We start from the raw sequence: 19,535 nt of genomic DNA on the forward strand, positions 1-19,535 counted from the left end.
AAAGATAATAAAATATATTCCCATCTTTTTTAACTTGTAATGTAAAATTTACCCAGTACGAGAAAAATTTAAGCTCAGAAAAAGAAAATATTGATTTTATTTAAGAAAAAAATATGAACCTATTACTAATTAGCGATTTTAAATCAGTTGCTAGTGAAATTACAGCACAAGTTTTCCCAAAAACTCAGTTTCAAGTACTTTTTAAAGAAATGGGTAATGGCAACATAACTATTACTTTTAAAAGTTCTACTCATTTTGCAAATAATTTTAGAATTAAATTTAATATTAGAACAAGAAATCTAATTATTTCTGGACACTCACATACCGTAATAGTACATTTAAACTATATAAATAAAAGTAATTATGCTTGGTACGACCAAAGTGGATTGGCGATCCCAAAACCGACTGATATTGGAGAAAAACTTGAATTGTTAGCAAGAAACTTCTCGGTAATTTTACCGGAATTTTATCAAGGTGAAGTTTTTGAATTCTCTACATATCATGAGTTTGAAAATGCGGCAACCGCAGTAGCAGAGCAGATTTTTACTCAGTTTAATTTCAGTTTAAATTACAGAAAAAATCGAGAAAACTCTCTTTGCCTTAATTACTGTGGCGAAAAAAACTTAGAAAGAGAAACAGAAATATTTGCTCAACAAGAATCAATCTTTTTCAATGTAGATTTTCGCTCTAGAGCCAAGTGCTTAGCTATCCACACAAGATGGTGTGGAGAACAATACCTACTAGTTTACCTGTCACAAGGCGACTTACATTGGAGTACGCTGCGATCGCCTGACATGAATACTCAATTAGTATATAGACAAGAGTTTGAGAATATTGCATTTAGACTCTATCCGCTTTTGCAAGAATTTTTTCCTGGATGAATATTATAATTATAGAAACCCAAAATTGCTATAATATTTACTCCTAATGGAAAAAATAGAACTGCAACTTGATGATAAAACCTTAGAGAAAGCAAGATGGTTGGCAAAATCCCACCATAGTGACTTATCGCAATTGATTACGTATGCTATTGATCAACTAGCAGCGACACAACCACTGGCACTGACAGAACCGCCAAAAGATCGTTTACTAGGACTATTTGCTGATGATCCTAAATCAGTGGATCAAATGCTAGAAGAAGTAATGAAAGATAGAGCAGCACACCCATTAAATCAACGTTTTGGATAGAGCATTACTTGATACGGTTATTTTTTCTGAGATTCTTAAGGGCATTAATCAACTTGTTGCAGCTAGAGCTTCGACTTGCTGAAATTTCAGATGCACAAGTGTTAACTTTGGAACTCAGTGACGCCGAGTTAGCAGGACGTATATATGCGGATTTACAACGCATTGGGCAACCGATTGGACTAGCTGATGCGATGATTGCGGCGATTGCCATTCAACAAAATTTGACATTAGTTAGTGGTAATTTATCACACTATCAACGAATTCAAGCATTGGGTTACAGCTTAAAGCTCGATAATTGGCGATCTTAGAAGTTAGTAGAGCGACAAGGTAAGATTGCATAATATTATTGCAATAGAATTTTCCCCTTATTACAGGAGAGCCTTACCTTGGGAATAGAACTACGCAGTTACGTATTTCTCGACAACTTGCAACCTCAACATGCGGCATACATGGGAGCGGTAGCCCAAGGTTTCTTACCATTACCAGGGGATACATCGCTGTGGATAGAAATTTCTCCGGGTATAGAAATTAATCGAATTACCGATGTGGCTCTCAAAGCTGCTTCTGTGCGCCCAGGAGTACAGGTAGTAGAACGACTGTACGGTTTATTAGAAGTACATTCTAGCTCCCAGGGCGAAACGCGCTCGGCAGGTGAGGCAATTTTGGCAGCTTTAGGAGTAGAAAAAGATCAATGCCTCAAACCGCGTGTTGTTTCTAGCCAGATTATACGTAATATTGATGCTTACCAAACACAATTGATTAATCGTACACGTAAGGGGCAGCTACTACTAGCTGGGCAAACCCTATATGTATTAGAAATTGAACCCGCCGCTTATGCTGCCTTGGCTGCTAATGAAGCGGAAAAAGCTGCTTTGATTAATATTCTTGAGGTTCAAGCTGTAGGTAGTTTTGGACGACTTTACTTAGGTGGGCAAGAACGAGATATTCTTGCTGGTGCAAAAGGAGCGTTAACAGCAATAGAAAGTGTAGCTGGGCGTGTAAATCCTTTGAGTGTAAAAAAGGAATAGTAAAGGAAATATAATGGCAAATCTTGAACATCTGGCTTTACTTAAAGCAGGTGCAGCTACATGGCTGGAGTGGAGAAACAAAAATCCCCACATTGAACCAGATTTTAGCACAGCCGACCTGGAAGGTTATAACCTCAAAGGCTTTAACCTTAGCAGTGCTGACTTCAGTGGTGCTAATCTTAGTAGAGCAAACTTGATTGAAGCTAATTTGAGCGGTGCTAATTTCAGTGTTGCTAATTTGAGCGGTGCTACACTTACACAAGCAAATTTATGTCATGCTAATCTGATTGGCTCTGATTTGAGCGAGGCTAATCTCAAAGAAGCAGCGATCGCTGATACTAACTTAATTGGTACTAACCTGACAGCAGCTAATTTGAGAGATGCTGATTTAGGTAAAGCAATGCTTCATCGTGCCAACATGAGTTTTGCTAATCTCATTGCCGCGAACTTAATTGGGGCTGATTTGAGTAACGCCAACTTGTACGAGGCAGAATTAATGGGGGCTTACCTTCACATTACTGATTTGTACAAAGCTAATTTAACTAAAGCTCACCTTAGTGGTGCGTACTTATTACGAGCTAATCTGAAGGAAGCTGACTTGAGTTTTGCTGATTTGAGATGGGCTAACCTCACTGGAGCGAATTTGGCAGGAGCTAACCTTGGAGGTGCTAATTTTAACGGTGCTAACCGCAAAGGTGTCAACCTTTAGAATACTGTTAGACATTTCCAAAACACAATGTAGAGACGTTCCGGCGGAACGTCTCTACACCGATTGCATATATCATTGACACATTAATTAGTTTCCGCGAGATATTTATTATGCTTGATACAAGCGCAATTTAACAAAATATTTAATCACATATAACTTGTAATTAAACATCAACCCTTAACCTTAAGGATGCTAACGCATGTTTTTAGCAATAGATTTTGATAGTTTCTACTGCTGGAAATAAACTTTACCTCTCATCTAATTACCAGGGGAAGTGATGAATTGGAAAGCCCATCTTTTGGTTCAAATAACAGCTTTGTGCTTGGCTGTTCCCTCTACCTTCATGTTAACACTAGTCGAACCGCTAGTTGGTAGTGCTAACTCACACACAAAGCAGACGAGCTATCGCCCCACACGTTCACTTCCTCTTGGTTCATCTAATTTAACTGAATCGCGAGTATCAAATCAAATAGCACGGGGTGTTACTCATACAGTAATTGTCAGGGGTAGACAAACAGAGCGTGAGGTTTATACTGTTGATGTCTCATTCCAAGCTAATCAAGCAGCAGCAGAAACTGTTGCTGAATCATTAAGATCTCAAGGATACGAGCCTCGCGTGCAGCCAATCTTGCAACGCGCACAGGATGATCCAGAATCGGGTGCACTGGGATATTTAGTTCGTGTCGGCGCTTTTTCTACAGAAGCTCTTGCTACTGATTTACGCAACGAACTTGCAGCTATTGGATACACCGGAATACGTGTTGTGTACACAGGAGAGGATGGAGGAAAAACAACTGGTCCGTGGGTAGTAAATGTACTAGAAATAGATCCAGAACAGTTTCAAGGAACACTTAGTTCTGCTTTAGCTACTGAGATTATTCCTGGTAATGAACGATTAACACAACTTGCAGCGCGAGTCAAGGCAATAGCAGCAATCAACGGTGGATATTTTGTGATTGGAGCTACCGATGGCACTCCAGGGGATCTCGCGGGTATCTCTATCATTAATGAAAGACTAGTGAGCGAAGCAGTGAATGGTAGGACAAGCTTAATCCTCCCTTCAAAATCTGGTAGAAATGCTCGTATAGCTGCGCTTACATCCGTTGTTACGGCAAAGACAGGCGATGGGGTAACACGGGAGATTGATGGATTGAATCGCAAACCAGGATTAATTCGTGGTTGTGGTGGTGTAGGTGGTGATTTGCCTACGGAAAACCCTAAGCATGACTTTACTTGTACAGATAGTAGCGAGTTGATCCAGTTTACAAGAGATTTCGGGGAGACTACTGAAGCAGGAGAGGGAGCGGAAGTTGTACTTGATGCATCAGGTTATGTAATTGAATTTCGACAAGCTAGGGGAGGACAAATACCCGAAAATGGCTCAGTGTTATCCGCTACAGGCGATGCTGTTGAGTGGCTACAAACTTACGCACAACCAGGAGCAAAAATTGACATAGATACTCGTGTTTTAGCTAATGGCGAAGAACTCCCATTAGAACAGACTTTGGGAGTAATCAATGGTGGTCCTCGTCTGCTGCGTAACCGAGAAATAGATATTACTGCCTTTGCTGAAGGATTTCAATGGCAGGAGAATCCGGAGTTTTACTACAGATTTGGCGTGCGGCGCAACCCTCGTACACTTGCTGGAGTTACAGCTAGAGGAAAGCTACTTTTGGTAACAGTTGATGGGCGTCAACCAGGATGGAGTGTGGGTGCAACTTTTGCAGAAAGCGCTCAGATTATGCGATCGCTAGGAGCAACGGATGCTGTCAACCTTGATGGTGGTGGTTCCACAACCATAACTATTAACCAGCAGTTAGTTAATCGTCCCTCGGATGCCACCGGAGAGCGTCCAATTGCCGATGCTATTATTATCCGGCCTTAGTTGCTAACGTAGAGACGCGAAATTTCGCGTCTCTACGGTTTTGTTGCAAAGTAGCCATAATCACAGTTCAAGTTAACATTTGACTAATTCTTTCGACAGGCGACGGGAAAAACAGGAGATGATTATCTTATGGAGTAACTAACTGATGGGTCAGGAGCAATGGATAAAAACTTTACACACGACTATAGGCGCTTCATTCAACAATACGATATATTTATACAGCACTATACAGAGGCAGCAGAAAAAATAGATGTAATAAATAAAACTAACTGGGGGGGGGGGAGAAATACTGACAAAAAAGCTCTATTGCACGAACAGGCTTTAGAGGCACACATGGATGCTATAAATAAATACATACAGCTAGTAGCAATTTATAGGCTATTAATCCAACAATGGTTGGAAGCAAATGAAAAGTAATTTTAACTTTTGCTACCTCCAGATCGTGCAAGTAGACAAAACGTGCTAACAGCTTGGGCAAACTGCTGATTCTGCTCCATCAACGCCATATGTCCACCTGGCTTTATAGTCACGAGTTGAGACTCTGGTAATTCTGCTTTCATGCGATCGCTTGCTGGGGGAATAGTCGCAATATCTGAATTACCGCAGACAACCAACACCGGAACGTTAATCTTTGCAAGTGTTTTAGTTTCCTCATATTTAAACATTGCCAGTGCGCCACGAGCGAGAACACCAGGGGAACCAAAAGCTGATAATAAAGCTGCGAAATCTAGTTGACCTCGTGTTTCATTACCCGTAAATCCCGATAGTTCTACATTAATGTATAGTAAACCATTAAAATAAGAAAGCCATGTCGCTAGCCACAAGATAGGTGATAGCAGGATAGTTAGGTATAATAAGGGTTGGAGCAGTGGCTTTTGTAAAGCGCGGACCAAATTACTAAAGATACACGTATTTACTGGATTGGTGTAAGTGGTATCCACAAGGATTAAGCTAGCGACTCGACTACCCAAATGTTGCGGAAATAACCGACAGAATGTTAGTGAAATCATGCCGCCGATGCTGTGTCCCAACAAGATTACAGGTTTATCCCCAGCTATGGCAATAACAGATTCCAAGTCACGAGCATACTTTTCTAAAGAGTAATCATTGTTTTTTGGTCGAGAAGATTTTCCTAGCCCTGGTAAATCCCAAACAATGATTCGGAAGCGATCACTCAGTTGCTTCTTAGCATAGTACCACACAGTACTGTTCGGTCCCCAACCGTGTGACATGATAATAGGTTGACCATCCTCTGGTCCATAAAACTCTACTTGCAGTACACTACCGTCAGGTCTTGGCAAACGCTGCATAGTTCCAGTACGGGTAAACTTGGGTTCGTCAATTCCCGGACGACGCAGCAGTGGTAGACTGATAAAACGACCGCCAAAAGACCACACAACCATCGCTGCTCCAATCACAAAGTAGGACATTCCCACAAGTTCCCCTTCATACCACTTGTAGAGAATGTATATTCCTGTACCAAGTATGCCGATGGATAGCAATTTAACTAGCCATAAAAGCAGGAAATTAAAAGGCATGAACATAAGCTTAAACCTGACGATAGGATGTTTTGTGCGTTGTCTTCTAAAATCATATTGGTATTAGAGCTAATTTAAAACGTTAAAGCACATTATCGTTTATTAGCACTGCTAGCATGATGGTGCGTAGGGGCTGCATTTAGTTTTTTTGTTATAATTAATACATATACTTGTGCAATAGCGCATCCTACTTTGATTTACGTTAACTGGAAAGTACATCATGGTTCAAACAATCCAAGCGAGAAACGTCACCCTGCATGACTTAAAAACAAAATTTGGACTCCAGCTAGTTGAAGATAAGCAATTTTTCCGAGAGTGGCAGGATAACTTGCCAGAAATTAATGATTTAGAAAAGCAGCGACTTGACCGAGCTAAGGCAAGTTATTCTAATTTACTTGAGTACCCTCCCTTGCTCGAAAATACTGTCAAAATGGTGGTACTATCTCAGTTATTAGAGTTAGCCAACTTTTATCTACCTCCCTTTCATATCAAATCAGAAAAGTCGGTGGAAATTTCTGCTGAAGATGAAGGAGTCATAGTCAAAGGAGATATAGATGTTTTGGTTGTATCTGAACAACTCTGGGTAGCAGTGATTGAATGCAAGCAGGCATCTTTCTCTTTAGATGCAGGAAGAGCGCAGTTACTAGCTTATATGCTGGCAAATCCTCACCCAGATAAACCTGCTTTTGGGCTACTAACGAATGGCGCAAATTTCCGATTTTTCAAATTAGTAAAAAATCAGTTTCCCCAATACGCAATGTCGAAAATGTTCGATATTTTCAATCCTGGGAATGATTTATATGGGGTTTTAAGTGTGTTAAAGCGTTTAGGGCAATTGATAATTAGCAAGTAATACAATTTCATGTTAATAGCGATACATATGAACTTTGTAGAGACGCGAAATTTCGCGTCTCTACAGAAATGTAAATAATTATAAAGTTTTGCATAAGATGCCCCCTTGTGTAGAGATCTTCCTTTTAGAAGGCTAGAAACACAGGGGGTTAAATTATGGGTAGATAATTGTTGGGTTTGATTCGTCAGGTGGGTTTGTAGTTGCGCTCTTGTACGCAACTACATGCGCGATTAGCGATGACGTTACGAAAAAACGAACACCATATGGATGCGATCGATCAACAACTGTTAGAGATTGTTCTGGAAGTTCAGCAGTATTCGATTGAACCGACATTCCGCAGGTTGGCAGGTCGAGTAATGGTATTTTCAGATTCTGCACCGTGCGGGATAATAAATTGACGACTCTTTGAAAGCTGTTCACGGGCGAACACCCCTGATGGATGTAAAGAACACGGGCGATTTTTTCAAAGAGCGATCGTTAACGATGAGAGGCTTTCACCCTTCGTTGGTAGTGAGCCATTCCGTCTAGAATCTGTGTTCTTGTAACACAACGCCGCACCATTATGGACTAACTCGCTGTGGAACTACCAGAAATTCAAACCCAAGATATTGACCATCTAGGCATTGTTGCGGGGATAGTGGATGAAATTGGCATTGTGGAAAAAATTGATAACTTAATCGGCATCCATCCGCTAGAACACGTGAGTGCGGGTCAGGTTGTCAAAGCGATGATTCTCAATTGTATGGGATTTTTAACAGCGCCATTGTATTTATTTCATCAGTTCTTTAGAGGTAAAGCAACGGAGCATCTGCGCCTTGAAGAGGAAAACCGCCGAAAGCGAGAACTAGAAGCCGCACGCCAACTTGCACAAGAGTCAGAAGCAAGACGTAGAGCTGAAGAAAAGGCACGTCAACTTGCCGAATATCGTGCTGAAGAACAAGCCAAAGCACGCAAAATAGCCCAAATTATGAATTTGTTCGGCTATGTTGCGATCGCACTTGTAAGTGCTGCAGCTATTTTTGCTTTTATTCAGTGGAATAAAGCCCAACAGCAGTCAGAAAATTTCAAACTGATTGCAGATAGTAAGACTGCTAGCGAGATGTTGGAACTTGATGGGTTGATAAAAAGCTTGGGGGTAGGTAAAGAACTAGAAAAATTGCAACACTCAGGCAAAGCAGAAGGTGACACTAGCATACAGGTGTTAAAAGCATTACAACAGGTGGTTGACAGAGAAAAAGAGAAAAATCGCTTGCATGGGCATGGCGATAAAGTTAATAGCGTTAGTTTTAGTCCAGATGGGCAGAAAATTGCGACTGCCAGTGCTGATAAAACTGTCAAACTTTGGCATCTCAACGGTAGCTTAATTACCACCATTAAGGGTCATACTGATGAAGTTCAAGCTGTCAGCTTTAGCCCAAACCCCCCTTCGCCTGGGGGGTTAATCGCTTCTGCAGGTGCTGACAAAACTATCAAACTCTGGCGCTTAGATGGCAGTTTAATTACTACAATCACCGGACATCAAGATAAAGTAAATAGTATCAGTTTTAGCCCTGATGGACAAATAATTGCTTCTGCCAGTGCCGACAAAACTGTTAAACTTTGGCAGTTAGATGGTAGATTAATTGCTACTTTTTCTGGACATGGTGATGAGGTTCAATCTGTCAGCTTTAGTCCAGATGGACAAACAATCGCTTCGGCAAGTGCTGACAAAACTGTTAAACTTTGGCGGCGTAATGGTAGTTTGATTACTACCCTTACGGGGCATGGAGATCGGGTGTATGCTGTTAGTTTCAGCGGCGATGGACAAGCGATCGCTTCTGCTAGCGAAGATAATACTGTTAAACTTTGGGATCGAAACGGCAAATTAATCGCCAACCTAATCGGACACAGGTATAAAGTTCATAGCGTTAGTTTCAGCCCCGATAGACAAACAATCGCCACAGCTAGTGGTGACAATACTATTAAACTCTGGCGACGGGATGGTAGTTTGATGAGTACTCTTACTGGACATGGCAATGAAGTTTTGCAAGTTAGTTTTAGTCCTAACCCCCCAACCTCCCTTAATAAGGGGAGACAAGGGGGGTTGCTTGCTTCTGTCAGTGCCGACAAAACTGTTAAACTTTGGATGCTGAAATACAGCATAGGGCATAAAGCTCCTGTTTGGGATCTTAGTTTTAGCAAGGAAGGACAGAATATTGTTTCTGCTAGTGAAGATAAAACTATTAAGGTTTGGAAACGTGATGGTAGCTTGATTGATACCATCAAGGGGCATACTGCTGGTGTTACTGATGTTGATTTTAGTCCTGATGGAAACACCTTCATTTCTGCCAGTGAAGACAAAACCATCAAACTTTGGAATTATGGCGATCGAAAACTCATCAGAACTTTTGAAGAGCATACTGGTGGGGTAAATGGTGTGATTTTCAATCCCAATGGTGGAAAAATTATCGCTTCTGCAAGTAAGGACAAAACAGTTAAAATTTGGCGCGTTAGTGATGGTAAGTTGATTAGGACTCTGATTGGACACAACGCTGAGGTGAGTGATGTAAGTTTCAGTCCTGATGGCAAAATTCTTGCTTCTGTCAGTTGGGACAACACCATCAAACTCTGGCGCGTAACTGATGGCAAGTTGAATGCTACTCTCAAAGGACATACTGCCGGGATTAATGATATCACTTTCAGTCGAGATGGTAATATTATTGCTTCTGCCAGTTCCGACACAACTGTGAAAATTTGGCACGTCAAAGAGAGTAAATTGATTAATACTCTTAAAGGGCATAGTGCTGGGGTTACCGATGTTAATTTCAGTACTGATGGGAAAACAATCATCTCTGCCAGCGATGATAAAAGCATCAAGCTTTGGCGGCGTCATGATGGCAAATTAATGGACACCAGAAACAGACATAGTGCAGGAGTTACTGATGTTAATATGAGTAAAGATGGGCAAACAATTGCTTCTGCTAGTACAGATGGAACTGTAGTTTTATCTAATTGGAATTTAAATCTGAAAAATTTGTTAAAAGGCGGTTGTTCTTGGGCGCAAGACTACCTGAAAAACCCTAACAATGGTATGAAACCAGATGACCCAAAGCGTCAAGTTTGTAATGATGTAAAATGAGGAATCTTTTCAAGAGCGGCGAAAGTGAGTCAGCGATGCCTTTAAAAAATAGGCGCTCGCTACACCAGCATGACTATAATCATTTATAATTAGTAACAGCGAAATTAAAAAGACACTTATGAATACTCAATCTATTCAAAGAATTATTAAATTAATTGAGGCACTGTCACAAGAAGACCAAGCCTTATTATTTGATCAACTTCACCAGCGAATACTGGACAAGCAGCATCAGGAAAATCTTCATCCCTACGCAACAGATAATCCTTGGATACGGCTTGCTGGCAAGTATCAAGATGATCCAGACTACGATGAGGTATTGGCATACATACAAGAATATCGTCGTGAACTTGATGCCGAAGCTCAAGCCAGATGATTCGTTACATACTTGATACAGATCACTTCTCGCTTTGGCAACGAAATCACCCAGTTGTTACAACACGTATTCAGACTATAAATCCTGACAATCTTGCAATTACTATCATCACAGCGGAAGAATTAATACGCGGTAGGTTTAATGTTATCAGGCAAGCTTCCGAGTCTTCCCAAGTTGACAAACTAGTGTCAGCTTATATGAAACTATGGAATACGTTGGAAGATTTTAAGAGTCTCAACATTCTCAAATTCGACCAGAATGCTTATTCTCTGTATACAGAATTCCGCAGTCAAAAAATACGTATTGGTACACAAGATTTGCGCATCGCTAGTATAGTGCTTGCCAACAATTCTATTTTAGTTACGCGCAACCAGCGTGATTTTGCTCAAGTGCCTGCTTTGATATTTGAAGACTGGACAATACAACCTTAAGAAGCTGATGTGTAAGCGTTGCTAATCGCTAATCGCTAATTGCAATTAACCATTAGCAATTAGCAGCGTATTGGTTGGTTTTGTTGGGTTTCGTTCCTCAAACGCCAGACGCCTCTGTCGGGAAACCCGGATGGAGCTTACGCTCCCCAACCTACGTAAGTTATTTAATTATCATTCCTTAGCTATTGCCTATTACCAAGTTGGATCGCTAAATAGATTAATTATCAACTCTTCGCGCCCTGGTGGTACTGAGGTAATGCAAGCACGGATCGGATCTCCATCCTCAACTTCCACAGTACAAGCGTGACATGACCCCATTAAACAACCAGTGGGAATAAACACGCCAGCTCGATCTGCTACATCTAGCAATGGTTCTCCCACTGTGGCTTCAACTGTAATATCATCTGGTAAAAAGTGGACGCGAATAGTCATGACAACTAACCTCAAGACAAAAATGGTGTTAAATCTAAATGGCGTTCCACCTCTATTGCTAAGGAGTCTAAAACTTGCTCCCTTTGTTCTCGGTAATTTGAGACACCAGTAGGTAAGGATTTTAAACCGCGTTGTTGACGTAGACGATTTAACCAAGCGCGTCGCCAAGGACCATTATCAAATATACCGTGGAGGTACGTACCCCAAACCGATAAGCAACCATCTACTAACCCTAAATTCACGTCGTCAAACAAAGGTTGGTAGGATTGAGGATCTACTCCTTGGGTTTCTGTGCGCGATCGCCCTTGGTGAATTTCAAACCCTGTTACTGGTAAACCCATTTGGGGAAAATTCGATGTCACTTGGCGTTGACGGGCAACTTTTTGTCCTGTAATCACAGTTTTAATCGGTAATAACCCTAATCCTTGATATCTACCTGCTTGTCCTTCTATCCCTTCTGGATCTGCGATCATTTGACCCAGTATTTGGTAGCCACCACAGATACCCAATACTGTACCACCAGCCGCTGCATAATTTTGAATCGCTTCTGCCATGCCACTTTTTTGTAGTAGTAGCAAGTCAGGTATGGTTGTCTTTGTCCCTGGGATAATTACTGCATCTGGATGTCCTAAATCTTGCTTAGGATTTAAGTATCTTACTCCTACTGTTGGTTCTGATTCTAACGGGTCAAAGTCAGTAAAATTAGAAATCCTGGGTAAGCGGATAACGCTAATATTAAGTTCTGATTGCAATTTCTGCCCGTTATTACGTTCCAGTAGATCCAAAGAATCTTCCGCTGGAAATAAATGTTCTATGTAAGGAATTACACCAACCACGGGAATACCAGTGCGTTCTTCTAACCATTTTATCCCTGGTTCTAAGAGCGATCGCTGTCCTCGGAACTTATTAATTACTACACCGCGAACTAAGGCGCGTTCTTCTGGTTCTAGTAACTCTAGGGTTCCGACTATATGGGCAAAAGCACCACCTCGATCAATATCAACGACTAGAAGAGTTGGCGCATTCAAATATTTTGCCACTCGCATGTTCGTTAAATCACGGTGCTTAATGTTAATTTCCGCAGGACTACCGGCTCCTTCACAAACGATTAAATCATATTCTGTTCCCAAATGCTGTAGCGATTCCTCAATTGCTCGCCACCCCAATTCAATATATTGCTCGTAGTAATCTGTAGCACTTACTTTACCTACAGGCTTGCCTTTAATAATTACCTGTGAAGTCATATCACCTTGAGGTTTTAATAAAATTGGGTTCATTTCTACCCAAGGAACAACTCCAGCTGCCCAAGCTTGTACCGCTTGAGCATAACCAATTTCTCCTCCTGTAGCGGTGACATAAGCATTCAGAGCCATGTTTTGACCTTTAAAAGGAGCCACTCGCCAACCTCGTCGCGATAGAATGCGACAAATAGCTGCTGTTAACAGTGATTTCCCCGCGTGGGATGTTGTTCCCACTACCATAATTGCTTTCATGATTAACTGTGTCGAATGGCTATGGTAAAGATTTTATATAGGTCGTTGTATTTTCTGTACTTATTGTTCCCTTTTACTCTAAACTTATAACGTTTTTTTGTTCTATTTTAAAATGGTATCCTCAACCAACGAATTACACTATGGTATAAGCGATCGCGCCATGAGGGATTACCCCAAGGTTGAGACTGGAATTTTTCCAGTACCAAGCGCCCCAACGGAGTCAGCCGAAAACTATCTGTAATTCCCTGCCCATCAACTTCTCGTCGCAATACACCCACATTAATTAACCACACCAAAGCATTATCGGCTGCTAATTCCGACAACTGGTGTTTAGTATAGCCATTTTCAACACCTAATTTACCAGCAATTTCACTTAAAGCTACTCTTTCATTGCGCATCACCTCAAACAAACATTGATTGAAGGGGGAACAAATTAAGCTGAGCTTTGCTCTTTGTTGTGTCTTACTTGGGTAGGAAAGCTGTTTCTGGCTTGGGGAATTTACAGTAGACATTTCGTATTTCGGTAAATTTTCGTTTCACAGTTGACACGTAACAGTCAACTACTAGTAATCCGTGTATTTATTGTAAATTATTGTAAAATCTCTAAGGCATCAATTATTCAATCGCAAAGGTTAATTATGGCTCTAACAGTTGGTACAGATGCACCTGCATTTTCCACCAAAGATACCAATGGCAACACTGTTTCCTTATCTGATTTCAAAGGGAAAACCGTAGTTTTGTATTTCTACCCCAAAGACGATACTCCAGGCTGCACCAAGCAAGCTTGTAGTTTCCGCGATGCTAGTAATGATTACAAAAATAAAGATGTTGTTGTACTCGGAGTTAGTGCTGATGATGAAGCCGCTCACCAAGCATTTACTCAAAAATACAATCTCAATTTTCCACTACTAGCTGACACCGATCAAAGCTTGATTAAAGCTTACGATGTTGATGGTGGTGGTTATGCCAAGCGCGTTACCTACGTAATTGATGGTAACGGTAAAATTATCCACGTTGACTCTGCTGTAAATACCTCTAGCCATGCTAGCGATATTTTAGCTGCACTGGGATTGTAGAAGAGGGGGAGTGAGGGAATAGTTAATAGCTAATGGCTAATTGTTCATTGCTATTAGCCATTAGCTATTAGCTCTGTGCTACAGCCCACTCCCCAACTTCCTTCATTTACCCGATTGGGGTGTAATTACACCAGGAGTAATTCTCTGAGAGTTAGGAGTTGTTGGTTGTTGGTTAGAAAAGCGCTCTTGTAGTTTTCTTTGATAATCAGAAATTGCGCTGTTAAGTTCTTCGTTGCTCATGCTATTATTTCCTTGATTGAAAAGATTAGCATTATGCAGTAACTGAAAAGGGTTGAAATTATTTGGTTCAACACCCTGAGCAAAAGGATCGATTCTATTTGGCGACTCATAGTTTTGCTGGTTAATCCCATTAGTAGGTTGAGCCAAACTAGGTTGAGGCACGAACAGGGAAGCACCAATGCCTGCTATGGTAACAACAAAGAGTTGCTTAATCGGTATTTTCATAAATTTTTCCTCTTTCTCCTGGTACATTTGCTTAAATTTTAAGCTAGAGTCCGTCGTAGTTGGGGTTGAATACTTAACAAAGCTATGATCGCAAAACCAACTAGCACTAACAATGCACCACCAAAGGTAACATCACCCCAAAATGCGTGCATTACTACACTATTTAATCCCCAATCTGAGTTTAAGTACAAATAGCGGATCGGTTCAATTGCGTAGCTCAAAGGATTAAGCGTAGCCACAACCTGCAACCACTTGGGCATAAAGGATAGAGGAGCCAAAGCAGTACTGGCAAATAATAGAGGCAAGTTAGTAACAAAAATTACAGCAATTAGTTCAATGTGTCCGGGTAAAGCAAAGGCTAACCCAAGAGAAAGGGCGGTTACGCCTAAAGCCAGAAGAAAGACTATTAGAGCGATGGCAATTAACCCAGTAGCATCTGGTAGCCCAGCCCCTAAAAACGCTGCTGCTGCCACAATTACTGTTGCTTGCAGTAAACTTTGACTGATAATGAAGATTGCCGAAGCCAGAACAATCGAGTATCGCGATGCTAGTGGTGCTACTAACAAACGATTCAAAAAGCCGAACTCGCGATCGAACATTACTGGCAAACCTGCATTCAGCGCTCCCGCAAACGCTGTAAACACAATTACTCCAGCCCCTAAAAATTGACCGTAATTGGTAGTATTACCAAAAATACCCTTTGGTGCATTTTGAAATAAAGCACCAAACAATACTAGCCACATCACTGGCTGAATAATTCCTGCCAACAATGTTGAAGGGCGTCGCTGTAACTGAATAAATAGACGACGTGTTAAAGCCAAAGTTTCTTGAACTAACTCACCGAAAAAATTTGGTGCAGCTTCTGTGTACAGCTTAGGTGCTGCCACTTGCTGCAAGTTTAGATCTGATTTTGGAGGAATGATTGTTCCACTCATAGTATTTTAGAATTGTTAATTGCTAATTGTTAATTGCTAATCGCTAATTGTGACTATTAGCAATTAGCCATTACCTCATATTCTGCTTCTTTTCTGCCTTAGGATCGCGAGTTCCTGCTGCCGCAAGTTCTGCATCTAATAAGGTTCTTCCCGTTGCTGCTAGGTAAACATCATCTAAACTTGGACGAGATTGGGCTATACCAAACATTGGTAATCCAAGAGCATTCAGCTTTTGTTGTATGATCATCAAAGCGTCATTCTGTGGCGTTACTACCAAGTTGAGGGAATTTCCTTGGGCGCTGTTAATGATGACTTCCTGCACAAAAGGTAAAGAGTTAAGCAAATCTTTAGCTTTTTGCGCTTCCTCAATTGGTGAAAACTCGCGGATGCGCAATGTGATGCGATCGCCACCTAAGTTATCTTTTAATTGTGAAGGTGTTCCTGAGGCAATTACCACCCCACGATCAATAATTGCCACTTTATCAGCCAGGGCATCTATTTCTTCTAAATAATGGCTGGTAATTAGTACTGTTGTTCCTGCTGAACGCAACTTCCTTAAGAAGTCCCATACCACAAAACGGCTTTCTATGTCAAGTCCTACTGTCGGTTCATCAAGAACGAGAACATCTGGTGCGTGAAGTAAGCCTGCGGCTAAATCTAAACGCTTACGTAAACCGCCGGAATAAGTGCCAGTCTTTTTATTGGCGTATTCCTGCAAACCGAGCAAATCTAGTACAGTGTCTACACGTTGTTTGGCGATCGCATTTGGTAAGTGATAAAGTGCCGCTTGGAGTTGTAGCAATTCTTTTCCCGTCAGCACTTTATCTGGTGCAACTTCTTGGGCTACATAACCGAGCCGTTGTCTTGCTGCTTTGGGATGATCTAGTACAGAAATCCCGGATACCTCTATTTTACCAGCATCTGGTGTAGTGAGGGTACACAAAGCACGCAGAGTAGTTGTTTTCCCCGCTCCGTTAGGACCGAGTAAACCAAAGATTTCTCCTGGCTCTACCCGAAAGGAAACATCCTTAACGGCTTCAACCGTGCCATAACGCTTCTTTAGATTTTCTATTAAAATGGCGGGAGTCATGACAGGTTATCCCTTACTATACAAATCTCAACAAAGTCTATCTCTATTTTACGCTCTGCTTAAATAGAATAGTACAGAGGAAAAGATTTGGCATCTTTCGGTTTAACGTACACGCGCTGCTGTGGTTCTAAGTTCAATTCGTCAAAGCGATCGCGTGTTAACTGCGCTGTAACTACTTGTCCATCATCTAATGTTAGCTCTACCTGCACTTCCCAACCCAGGTGTATTAAACGACTCACCCTAGCTGACACACTATTGCCTTCTTCAGTAGTTTCTATGATCACATCTTGCGGACGTAAAAACATTTCCGGATGTGCTGAATCAAACCCATTACCTTGGAAAATCCGCGCACTACTAGGTAACACATTCACAGGACCAATAAAACTCATCACAAACGCTGAAGCGGGATGGTCGTAAATTTCTGCTGGTGTACCAACTTGTTCGACACGCCCTTTGTTCATCACCACAATTTCATCAGAAACTTCCATTGCTTCTTCTTGGTCATGGGTAACGAAAACTGTGGTAACATGAACTTCATCATGCAATCTCCGTAACCAAATGCGCAAGTCTTTACGAACTTTTGCATCAAGTGCGCCAAAAGGTTCATCAAGCAGCAATACTTCAGGTTCCACACCTAGCGATCGCGCTAATGCTACCCTTTGACGTTGACCTCCTGAAAGTTGCGCCGGATAGCGGTTACCTAGTCCACTCAGTTGTACTAATTCCAGTAATTCCTCTACCCTTGCCTTAATTTTCGCTTTCGGTAATTTACGGATTTCCATCCCAAAAGCCACATTCTGTCTTACAGTGAGATGTTTGAACAAAGCATAGTGCTGAAACACAAAGCCAATATTCCGCTTTTGTACACTTTGATGTGTAGCATCTTTGCCTGTAAGAAAAATTTTACCACTATCTGGTGTGTCTAAACCAGCAATTAAGCGCAGCAACGTAGATTTTCCTGAACCCGATGGTCCTAACAACGCGACAAGGGAGCCACTCTTAATTTCTAGGCTTACGTCGTCTACTGCTTTAAAACTACCAAACTGCTTGGATACGTTCTCAACTAATATGCCCACAGCTAATGCACCTTTTTGGTTCGATTAAATCACTAATAGCATAGAAAGAACTCAGTGGTTTTGTTGCCGCCGCGATCGCACTCATTGATTTGATGTGATCTGAATCAATTACCATCTTAGTAAAATTGGTATTATCAAGCTATGTGCCATATACTTAAGTATTTTTTGGCGGAAAGTTTTTTAAGTACACAGTATGACAGAGGGACAATTATCAAAGTTGCACAAAAAGGAGGATGTTTGTGATTCTTGATGGGAATATAAAAAATATAACAAACACAAAAAACCATCTAGAAATTATACGGAATTGTTAGATACAAAAGTGAATTAATCATCTAGACACTTTAAGCAAGATCAAGGAAAACCATCATCTCATGAAAAATCACATCTTTACTCTTTTAATCGCCGCCGGCACCTTAGCTTCTAGCCTCCTTTCCGCAGTTACACCTGCAAATGCTATTAATATTAGAAGCAGAGATGAAGCCTCAGTAGAGTTTCAAAATATACTCCCTGACTTGGGAGCTTTTGTAGGCGCAGAAAGTCGGTATTTGTCTCCTGAGCAGGTTAAAGACTACCAAGTAGATATATCTCGGCTATCGCTATTAAACGACAATAGTGTCAAAGTATTCTTTATCGGTGAAACAGCCGGAGCATATCGCAACAGATTGGATTACAAAACTACTTACGGTAATGAAGTAGAAACAGGTAAAATTTTTGGTGACACATCTTGTAATCCTGGAGATAGTGGTTTCACTAATTTCAGTTCTTTCTGCCAAAATCCGGATCAACCTTTACCAGGTAAAGTAGCACCAGATTCACCTCTAAATGTAGGTGATTGGGTAGATTTGGGAGTCTTTAAAGCAGGTACTAAATTTGACTTCTTGTTACAGTCAAATGACATCAATGGTGGTATCTACAACGACGGAATCAAAGGTATATTTGGTATATATCCAGAAGAGAACCCAGATAAAGTACAGCACACTGTCTCTTACCTCTACAACGATTACCTCATATTAGGTTTCGAGGACTTGTGGGGAGGTGGCGACAGAGATTATAACGATACAGTATTCGCTATTGATTTTGGTAGACAGAATATCAGTGTTAGCGTACCAGAGCCTTCAGTCACAATCTCTGTAATTGGTGTTGCCGCACTATGTCTGCTGGCAACTCGTCGTCGTTCCACTCCTCAAAGCTAATACCCGCATCTATCTCTAGCTCACCCAATCGGGTGAAATTGAATTTTACTCAGGATATTTCAAATCTCGGTGTGTAGATACTCTTATCAACAACCAAGGCAGGTTTAAAGGATAAATTAAGCTTGCACTTGAGTATTTACAATATCGATAATTTTTGAAAAATCATGAAAAAAATTGCGCTTATATCTTTGTTCTTAATAGTAGCAATTATTTTTGCCAACTCTGGAGTCGCCGCACCACCAAAAGTAGGAGAATTTCAATTAAACGAGATTAGTGGAAGTGGCTGTGGCATGACATTGTGGAGACAAAATAGAGCAGAGAAGAATAAATTGGTCTTCTTCAATGGTCTTGAAAAGAATTCAATGGAAATGAAAATAAACGGCAAAATTACTAAATTTAGCCGGATTAAAGCTAGTGGTAAAGAGTTCTATGGACAACGGACACTTCAAACTTTTAGTAATCAAGATGGCAAAATTATGGTTGACGTTGCCGTAAAACTTGGCGCTAAGGGTGAAATTGAATCTGTGGCAATTAAAGAAGGCACTATCCGTGTTAAACAAAATGGTCAAGAAGTCAAAGTTCCCGTAATTGGAGATGCTGGATGCTAAGCAAAATTAGCGCTTGATGACACAGTTAGCACTCTATGTAATAT

At 41.0% G+C, this 19,535-nt stretch carries 24 protein-coding genes and 1 pseudogene; 16 read left to right on the forward strand and 9 right to left on the reverse strand.

The genetic code is table 11. The annotated features are described in order from the left end of the window. Positions 1-113 precede the first annotated feature (113 nt). The 7 genes from ICL16_RS28225 to ICL16_RS28255 all read left to right on the forward strand — a co-directional run bounded on the left by ICL16_RS28225 (position 114) and on the right by ICL16_RS28255 (position 5,227). Positions 114-881 (forward strand): hypothetical protein, encoded by a 768-nt coding sequence (locus tag ICL16_RS28225; RefSeq protein ID WP_190834810.1) that lies wholly within the window; start codon positions 114-116, stop codon positions 879-881. Between the two features lie 46 nt (positions 882-927). Next, a complete protein-coding gene (locus ICL16_RS28230; RefSeq protein ID WP_190834812.1) occupies positions 928-1,188 on the forward strand; it encodes a hypothetical protein in 261 nt (86 codons plus the stop codon). An 8-nt stretch (positions 1,189-1,196) separates the two neighbouring features. Beyond that, positions 1,197-1,496 carry a PIN domain-containing protein gene (locus ICL16_RS28235; protein ID WP_238360988.1) on the forward strand — a complete coding sequence of 100 codons (300 nt, stop codon included), beginning with the start codon at positions 1,197-1,199 and terminating at the stop codon, positions 1,494-1,496. A gap of 78 nt (positions 1,497-1,574) precedes the next feature. Then, entirely contained in the window at positions 1,575-2,216 is a 642-nt protein-coding gene (locus ICL16_RS28240; protein WP_190834814.1) for a beta-carboxysome protein CcmP, read from the forward strand. 13 nt (positions 2,217-2,229) lie between these two features. Further along, positions 2,230-2,925 carry a pentapeptide repeat-containing protein gene (locus tag ICL16_RS28245; protein ID WP_190834816.1) on the forward strand — a complete coding sequence of 232 codons (696 nt, stop codon included), beginning with the start codon at positions 2,230-2,232 and terminating at the stop codon, positions 2,923-2,925. Positions 2,926-3,202: 277 nt separating this feature from the next. Next, positions 3,203-4,810 (forward strand): phosphodiester glycosidase family protein, encoded by a 1,608-nt coding sequence (locus tag ICL16_RS28250; protein WP_190834818.1) that lies wholly within the window; start codon positions 3,203-3,205, stop codon positions 4,808-4,810. Between the two features lie 159 nt (positions 4,811-4,969). Then, a complete protein-coding gene (locus ICL16_RS28255) occupies positions 4,970-5,227 on the forward strand; it encodes a hypothetical protein (protein ID WP_190834821.1) in 258 nt (85 codons plus the stop codon). Between the two features lie 2 nt (positions 5,228-5,229). Here the strand turns inward: ICL16_RS28255 and ICL16_RS28260 are convergent, their stop codons facing one another. Beyond that, a complete protein-coding gene (locus tag ICL16_RS28260; RefSeq protein WP_202895760.1) occupies positions 5,230-6,354 on the reverse strand; it encodes an alpha/beta fold hydrolase in 1,125 nt (374 codons plus the stop codon). A gap of 214 nt (positions 6,355-6,568) precedes the next feature. Here ICL16_RS28260 and ICL16_RS28265 point away from each other — a divergent pair, with 214 nt between their 5' ends. The 6 genes and pseudogenes from ICL16_RS28265 (at position 6,569) to ICL16_RS28285 (ending at position 11,123) form a co-directional block, all read left to right on the forward strand. Beyond that, positions 6,569-7,201 (forward strand): type I restriction endonuclease, encoded by a 633-nt coding sequence (locus ICL16_RS28265; protein ID WP_190834823.1) that lies wholly within the window; start codon positions 6,569-6,571, stop codon positions 7,199-7,201. A gap of 236 nt (positions 7,202-7,437) precedes the next feature. Further along, positions 7,438-7,599: a hypothetical protein gene (locus ICL16_RS28270; RefSeq protein ID WP_190834825.1), complete on the forward strand. Its 162-nt coding sequence runs from the start codon at positions 7,438-7,440 to the stop codon at positions 7,597-7,599. A gap of 194 nt (positions 7,600-7,793) precedes the next feature. Further along, positions 7,794-8,012 (forward strand): annotated as a pseudogene (locus ICL16_RS46090) (DUF4277 domain-containing protein); the annotation flags it as partial. Positions 8,013-8,300: 288 nt separating this feature from the next. Then, on the forward strand, positions 8,301-10,319 hold the full coding sequence (locus tag ICL16_RS28275) for a WD40 repeat domain-containing protein (RefSeq protein WP_238361010.1): 2,019 nt from the start codon (positions 8,301-8,303) through the stop codon (positions 10,317-10,319). A 118-nt stretch (positions 10,320-10,437) separates the two neighbouring features. Then, complete coding sequence (locus ICL16_RS28280; protein ID WP_190835191.1) at positions 10,438-10,692, forward strand: hypothetical protein; 255 nt, start codon at positions 10,438-10,440, stop codon at positions 10,690-10,692. Continuing rightward, positions 10,689-11,123 (forward strand): type II toxin-antitoxin system VapC family toxin, encoded by a 435-nt coding sequence (locus ICL16_RS28285; protein WP_190834830.1) that lies wholly within the window; start codon positions 10,689-10,691, stop codon positions 11,121-11,123. Before ICL16_RS28280 ends, ICL16_RS28285 begins: the two co-directional genes overlap by 4 nt. Before the next feature lie 192 nt (positions 11,124-11,315). Here the strand turns inward: ICL16_RS28285 and ICL16_RS28290 are convergent, their stop codons facing one another. The 3 genes from ICL16_RS28290 to ICL16_RS28300 form a co-directional block, all read right to left on the reverse strand. Then, on the reverse strand, positions 11,316-11,555 hold the full coding sequence (locus ICL16_RS28290) for a 2Fe-2S iron-sulfur cluster-binding protein (RefSeq protein WP_190834832.1): 240 nt from the start codon (positions 11,553-11,555) through the stop codon (positions 11,316-11,318). 11 nt (positions 11,556-11,566) lie between these two features. Then, a complete protein-coding gene (cobQ, locus tag ICL16_RS28295) occupies positions 11,567-13,048 on the reverse strand; it encodes a cobyric acid synthase CobQ (RefSeq protein ID WP_190834834.1) in 1,482 nt (493 codons plus the stop codon). Positions 13,049-13,155: 107 nt separating this feature from the next. After that, entirely contained in the window at positions 13,156-13,560 is a 405-nt protein-coding gene (locus tag ICL16_RS28300; protein ID WP_190834836.1) for an Npun_F0494 family protein, read from the reverse strand. Positions 13,561-13,686: 126 nt separating this feature from the next. On the opposite strand from ICL16_RS28300, the gene ICL16_RS28305 reads away from it, so the two are divergent. Continuing rightward, positions 13,687-14,124: a peroxiredoxin gene (locus tag ICL16_RS28305; protein WP_190834838.1), complete on the forward strand. Its 438-nt coding sequence runs from the start codon at positions 13,687-13,689 to the stop codon at positions 14,122-14,124. 102 nt (positions 14,125-14,226) lie between these two features. Here the strand turns inward: ICL16_RS28305 and ICL16_RS28310 are convergent, their stop codons facing one another. From ICL16_RS28310 to ICL16_RS46965, 5 genes are all read right to left on the reverse strand, one after another. Continuing rightward, positions 14,227-14,589, reverse strand: coding sequence for a hypothetical protein (locus ICL16_RS28310; protein ID WP_190834840.1), 363 nt, complete (start codon positions 14,587-14,589; stop codon positions 14,227-14,229). A gap of 38 nt (positions 14,590-14,627) precedes the next feature. Next, positions 14,628-15,524, reverse strand: a complete 897-nt coding sequence (locus ICL16_RS28315; protein ID WP_190834842.1) for an ABC transporter permease — start codon at positions 15,522-15,524, stop codon at positions 14,628-14,630. A 70-nt stretch (positions 15,525-15,594) separates the two neighbouring features. Next, positions 15,595-16,614 (reverse strand): ABC transporter ATP-binding protein, encoded by a 1,020-nt coding sequence (locus ICL16_RS28320; RefSeq protein ID WP_190834844.1) that lies wholly within the window; start codon positions 16,612-16,614, stop codon positions 15,595-15,597. 59 nt (positions 16,615-16,673) lie between these two features. Further along, positions 16,674-17,690, reverse strand: a complete 1,017-nt coding sequence (locus tag ICL16_RS28325; RefSeq protein WP_190834846.1) for a TOBE-like domain-containing protein — start codon at positions 17,688-17,690, stop codon at positions 16,674-16,676. Continuing rightward, positions 17,674-17,805, reverse strand: coding sequence for a hypothetical protein (locus ICL16_RS46965; protein WP_273039619.1), 132 nt, complete (start codon positions 17,803-17,805; stop codon positions 17,674-17,676). The genes ICL16_RS28325 and ICL16_RS46965 overlap by 17 nt, the downstream gene beginning before the upstream one ends. 256 nt (positions 17,806-18,061) lie before the next feature. Between ICL16_RS46965 and ICL16_RS28330 the strand changes: the two genes are divergently transcribed. Continuing rightward, on the forward strand, positions 18,062-18,883 hold the full coding sequence (locus tag ICL16_RS28330) for a DUF4114 domain-containing protein (protein ID WP_190834849.1): 822 nt from the start codon (positions 18,062-18,064) through the stop codon (positions 18,881-18,883). A gap of 164 nt (positions 18,884-19,047) precedes the next feature. Beyond that, on the forward strand, positions 19,048-19,491 hold the full coding sequence (locus tag ICL16_RS28335; protein WP_190834851.1) for a hypothetical protein: 444 nt from the start codon (positions 19,048-19,050) through the stop codon (positions 19,489-19,491). The last annotated feature ends 44 nt before the right edge of the window (positions 19,492-19,535 follow it).

The organism is Iningainema tapete BLCC-T55, assembly GCF_014698965.1.
Lineage (GTDB): Bacteria > Cyanobacteriota > Cyanobacteriia > Cyanobacteriales > Nostocaceae > Iningainema > Iningainema tapete.

Bases quoted from the DNA above. Each gene is read 5' to 3' on its own strand.
- ICL16_RS28260 (WP_202895760.1), bottom strand. From the start codon at position 6,354: ATGTTCATGCCTTTTAATTTCCTGCTTTTATGGCTAGTTAAATTGCTA.
- cobQ (WP_190834834.1), bottom strand. From the start codon at position 13,048: ATGAAAGCAATTATGGTAGTGGGAACAACATCCCACGCGGGGAAATCA.
- ICL16_RS28300 (WP_190834836.1), bottom strand. From the start codon at position 13,560: ATGTCTACTGTAAATTCCCCAAGCCAGAAACAGCTTTCCTACCCAAGT.
- ICL16_RS28250 (WP_190834818.1), top strand. From the start codon at position 3,203: ATGAATTGGAAAGCCCATCTTTTGGTTCAAATAACAGCTTTGTGCTTG.
- ICL16_RS28245 (WP_190834816.1), top strand. From the start codon at position 2,230: ATGGCAAATCTTGAACATCTGGCTTTACTTAAAGCAGGTGCAGCTACA.
- ICL16_RS28275 (WP_238361010.1), top strand. From the start codon at position 8,301: ATGTTGGAACTTGATGGGTTGATAAAAAGCTTGGGGGTAGGTAAAGAA.
- ICL16_RS28335 (WP_190834851.1), top strand. From the start codon at position 19,048: ATGAAAAAAATTGCGCTTATATCTTTGTTCTTAATAGTAGCAATTATT.
- ICL16_RS28255 (WP_190834821.1), top strand. From the start codon at position 4,970: ATGGATAAAAACTTTACACACGACTATAGGCGCTTCATTCAACAATAC.
- ICL16_RS28230 (WP_190834812.1), top strand. From the start codon at position 928: ATGGAAAAAATAGAACTGCAACTTGATGATAAAACCTTAGAGAAAGCA.
- ICL16_RS28285 (WP_190834830.1), top strand. From the start codon at position 10,689: ATGATTCGTTACATACTTGATACAGATCACTTCTCGCTTTGGCAACGA.
- ICL16_RS28290 (WP_190834832.1), bottom strand. From the start codon at position 11,555: ATGACTATTCGCGTCCACTTTTTACCAGATGATATTACAGTTGAAGCC.
- ICL16_RS28330 (WP_190834849.1), top strand. From the start codon at position 18,062: ATGAAAAATCACATCTTTACTCTTTTAATCGCCGCCGGCACCTTAGCT.
- ICL16_RS28225 (WP_190834810.1), top strand. From the start codon at position 114: ATGAACCTATTACTAATTAGCGATTTTAAATCAGTTGCTAGTGAAATT.
- ICL16_RS28305 (WP_190834838.1), top strand. From the start codon at position 13,687: ATGGCTCTAACAGTTGGTACAGATGCACCTGCATTTTCCACCAAAGAT.
- ICL16_RS28270 (WP_190834825.1), top strand. From the start codon at position 7,438: ATGACGTTACGAAAAAACGAACACCATATGGATGCGATCGATCAACAA.
- ICL16_RS28320 (WP_190834844.1), bottom strand. From the start codon at position 16,614: ATGACTCCCGCCATTTTAATAGAAAATCTAAAGAAGCGTTATGGCACG.
- ICL16_RS28315 (WP_190834842.1), bottom strand. From the start codon at position 15,524: ATGAGTGGAACAATCATTCCTCCAAAATCAGATCTAAACTTGCAGCAA.
- ICL16_RS28265 (WP_190834823.1), top strand. From the start codon at position 6,569: ATGGTTCAAACAATCCAAGCGAGAAACGTCACCCTGCATGACTTAAAA.
- ICL16_RS28280 (WP_190835191.1), top strand. From the start codon at position 10,438: ATGAATACTCAATCTATTCAAAGAATTATTAAATTAATTGAGGCACTG.
- ICL16_RS28310 (WP_190834840.1), bottom strand. From the start codon at position 14,589: ATGAAAATACCGATTAAGCAACTCTTTGTTGTTACCATAGCAGGCATT.
- ICL16_RS46965 (WP_273039619.1), bottom strand. From the start codon at position 17,805: ATGGTAATTGATTCAGATCACATCAAATCAATGAGTGCGATCGCGGCG.